The organism is Acinetobacter sp. YH12233 (genome assembly GCF_013417725.1).
GTDB lineage: Bacteria > Pseudomonadota > Gammaproteobacteria > Pseudomonadales > Moraxellaceae > Acinetobacter.
Genome location: NZ_VPDK01000077.1, coordinates 1 through 3192, shown reverse-complemented (window position 1 = coordinate 3192; position 3192 = coordinate 1). Strand labels below are relative to the sequence as shown.

At 37.6% G+C, this 3192-nt stretch carries 3 protein-coding genes; all 3 read right to left on the bottom strand.

Translation table 11 applies throughout. The annotated features are described in order from the left end of the window. Positions 1-671 precede the first annotated feature (671 nt). Positions 672-1805 (bottom strand): MobV family relaxase, encoded by a 1134-nt coding sequence (gene mobV, locus FTV12_RS16240; RefSeq protein ID WP_005080191.1) that lies wholly within the window; start codon positions 1803-1805, stop codon positions 672-674. 151 nt (positions 1806-1956) lie between these two features. Further along, the gene (locus FTV12_RS16235) at positions 1957-2148 is read right to left on the bottom strand and encodes a hypothetical protein (RefSeq protein WP_180034340.1); all 192 of its coding nucleotides are present in this window, start codon (positions 2146-2148) and stop codon (positions 1957-1959) included. Further along, positions 2145-3083 (bottom strand): replication initiation protein, encoded by a 939-nt coding sequence (locus FTV12_RS16230; protein WP_005080187.1) that lies wholly within the window; start codon positions 3081-3083, stop codon positions 2145-2147. Before FTV12_RS16230 ends, FTV12_RS16235 begins: the two co-directional genes overlap by 4 nt. Between the last annotated feature and the right edge of the window lie 109 nt (positions 3084-3192).

Here is a 3192-nt window from a genome sequence, read left to right as displayed (position 1 = left end):
TTTAACATCCAAATCCATAGTATTTTCCAAATAAAGTACATCGTTTAAGACAATACCTTTTAACCAATAAAAGTTCAAAGTTTAATTGTGTACTTTAATACTTGGCGTTTGTACTTTTTTAACTTGGCGTTTGTACTTTTTTAAGTGCTTTTAACTTGGCGTTTGTACTTTAATACTTGGCGTTTGTACTTTTTTAAAGTCTGAAAGCTATGTCTAGCAAGGTCTGTAGAGGGGCGAAAAGTCTTTAAAAGCTTTTTAAAAGCTAAAAAAGAGAATCAAAGGCAAAATCAAAGGCTATGGCACTCGCTTCGCTCGTGTCTTTTCAAGAGCAAAAGCAAAAGCAAAAGCGTTACTAATGCATTCGCTATGCTCATGCTTTTTTAAGAGCAAAAGCATCAATACTCCGCTCGTAGACACTCGCTAACTCTTTGGGTCGATAAACGTATAGATATAGCGTTGAAAGCATTGCTACATCTGCGATTCATCTGTTTTAAAAAGCAAAAGCGGTTTTCCAGAGGGGGGAATAAGCGAATTTTCATTGTGTCGCTCGTAAACACTCGCTAAAACGCTCTAATTTGCGTTCTAAGAGGTTTTTATTATCTCAACTATACTTTCATGCATAAAACACCAAACATGGCTAAAAACCCCATTTTTTTGCGTTTAAATGGGTGTTATGAGGGTGAGTAGTCGTTATCATTGGCGTTATCAGGTTTTTTAGGCTCATTTTTTCGCTGTTTTTCTAATTCTTGACGTCTTAAAAGTGCCAAACGTTCTTTTTCCTGCTTTTCTTGCTCAGCCAGTTGTTTTTTTTGTTCGTGCTCTAAGTGTAATTGATTGCGAAGTTCACGTTGTTGGTTAAATCTTTCTTGTTCTTCCTGTCTTTTTAGGAATCTATGATGTTCAAGTGCTGAATCAAAATTATCTTTTAATTTAGCAACTTGCTTATTAAATTCTTTCTCAAGATTTGGATGATTATATTCGTTGATTATGTCTAAATATGGCTTTGCTCGTTGCTGAACCTCATCGAGTGTTTTTTTGGTATCAGACAGTTCTTTTTTTAATTTTTCCGTTTGACTAGCCAGTGCATTCGCTCGGTCAAATCGTGGCGCAATTTGATCAAATATCTGATCAATCATAGCGTTTGCGACTCTCTCACCGTAGGCATTTTTAGATTCAAAAAACTCAGGTTCAGGCACTTCATAGGTGAGTCCTTTTTCAATGCCTGGTTCATTCTCGTAATTGTTCAATTTTTCATAATATTCTTGAATAGACGTATGTTTTGCCTTGCTCCCTTGGATCCCTCGATCTAGTCCTAAATCTTTTACTTCAACTGCAAAATCAGTCTGCATTTGTGAAAGTGTATGTCGAGATCCACCGATATATTTTTTAGCATTCAATCGCCCCGTTTCTTCGTCCACTGGAACAACGTAGGCGACAAGGTGAGGGGTTGTTTCATCACGGTGAATGGTGGTGCTGACGACATTATTTTTACCATATTTATTTTCAAGCCATTTTTTCGACTGCTCAAAAAATGCGGTTTCTTTTTCAGTTCCCCAGCCATCCCACTCCGGACTCGCTGTAATCAAATGTTCAATACACAAAACCGCATCTTTACGTCTTTTTTCAGGAATACGATCACGAATAGCGGTCATACATTTTTCGTTGGTATCCAAGGCATGTTCATTCAAATGTGTACGAGCATCATCGGCATTTAACGTTTCTCGATTGCGATAATTATGCGAAAGACTGCCTCCAACATCGGCAAATGATTTGAGTTTCTGAATACGCAAAATAGCAAATGACATGGGCGAAATCCGACACCGCAAAAAACACACGATAGCAGAGCTTTTTGAGCTTTGCGATAGCGAAGTGGACTCACTCCACTTTCAAAGCACCTAAAGGTACATTGAAAGTTCATGAGTAAGGGGAATCCTCCCCTTAACCCTTGACAACCTTTCAGGTTGTATAAAGCATTTTCTTGATTCGATAGATTCTATTTTCTAAACCCACGATACTTTTTTGAAGCCGTTCGCTATATGCTTTTTTTTGAAGATCAGAAAATTCTTTAAGCTCGTTTTCGAGCTGCTCAATTTTTTCTTGTAGCAAAACTTGCCTTTCAAACTGAGTGATTTTTTTCTCAAACATCATTTCGATTTAAATCCTAATTTTGCTAGATGGGGAAGCAACGTTTTTTGTTTTTCAGAGTCTTTGAGCATCGAACGAATACGAGCAATAAATGGTTTCATATCTTCGCCTGCATGTGCCATCTTTTGCACTTCAGGGAGTTCTGAAAGTTTACTGCTAAACGTATCAAGTTGAGATTCTGTCATTTTGTGGAATAGGTCAGGTGTATTTGGATCTCGTCCTGTTTCTATAACTTTGGGCTTTGGTTTTTCTTTGACAGTGAACTTAAAGCCAACCACGGAACGCCCACGTTTCACATTCTCATAGCTTAGGTCTATGTCGGTGTTGGCTGTGATCTCGTCCAGTGATGGCTTAATTACACGTTTTTTTAGGTTGCTTAGGTCTTGATAGGATTCAGGCAAGCCCAACTGCTGAAATAATTCGTCTAGGCTGATTTGAAAACCGCCCATTGTTTGGTGTTTCTTAGCCAAGTGATAGAAGTCTAGCGAGTAGTCTTTTTTTAGCCGTAAAACGACCTCTTTTTTATACTTGGTATAAGGGTTTAGGGCGTCAAACTCTCTAAGTAATAGAAGTACTTCATCTGTAAAATATAGTTCTGAACCGCCTTGCCCTGCCTTATAAATCACCTTGTTTAGCCAACGCATTTTTACCCTGTCACCCTCAGCATTGGTGTAACCAAAGAACCGAGTAAATAGGCGTTCAGATGCCAATTCTAAAGCTGTATAAGCCGTTGATAAGTCAATGCCACACTCCTTTGAAAAGTCACTCGAAGATATAAAAATAGGATCATTGCTTGATATTTTTGTGGTTCTTGCCAAAGGGGTTGCCATGATAAATAAACGCTTTTCATCAAGGGACATACCTCTAAAGCATTCAACCACTCTATTTTGTAAAACTATCCAGTCTTTGGGATAGTGTTTTTTAACATCCAAATCCATAGTATTTTCCAAATAAAGTACATCGTTTAAGACAATACCTTTTAACCAATAAAAGTTCAAAGTTTAATTGTGTACTTTAATACTTGGCGTTTGTACTTTTTTAACTTGG

Bases quoted from the DNA above. Each gene is read 5' to 3' on its own strand.
- mobV (WP_005080191.1), bottom strand. From the start codon at position 1,805: ATGTCATTTGCTATTTTGCGTATTCAGAAACTCAAATCATTTGCCGAT.
- FTV12_RS16235 (WP_180034340.1), bottom strand. From the start codon at position 2,148: ATGATGTTTGAGAAAAAAATCACTCAGTTTGAAAGGCAAGTTTTGCTA.
- FTV12_RS16230 (WP_005080187.1), bottom strand. From the start codon at position 3,083: ATGGATTTGGATGTTAAAAAACACTATCCCAAAGACTGGATAGTTTTA.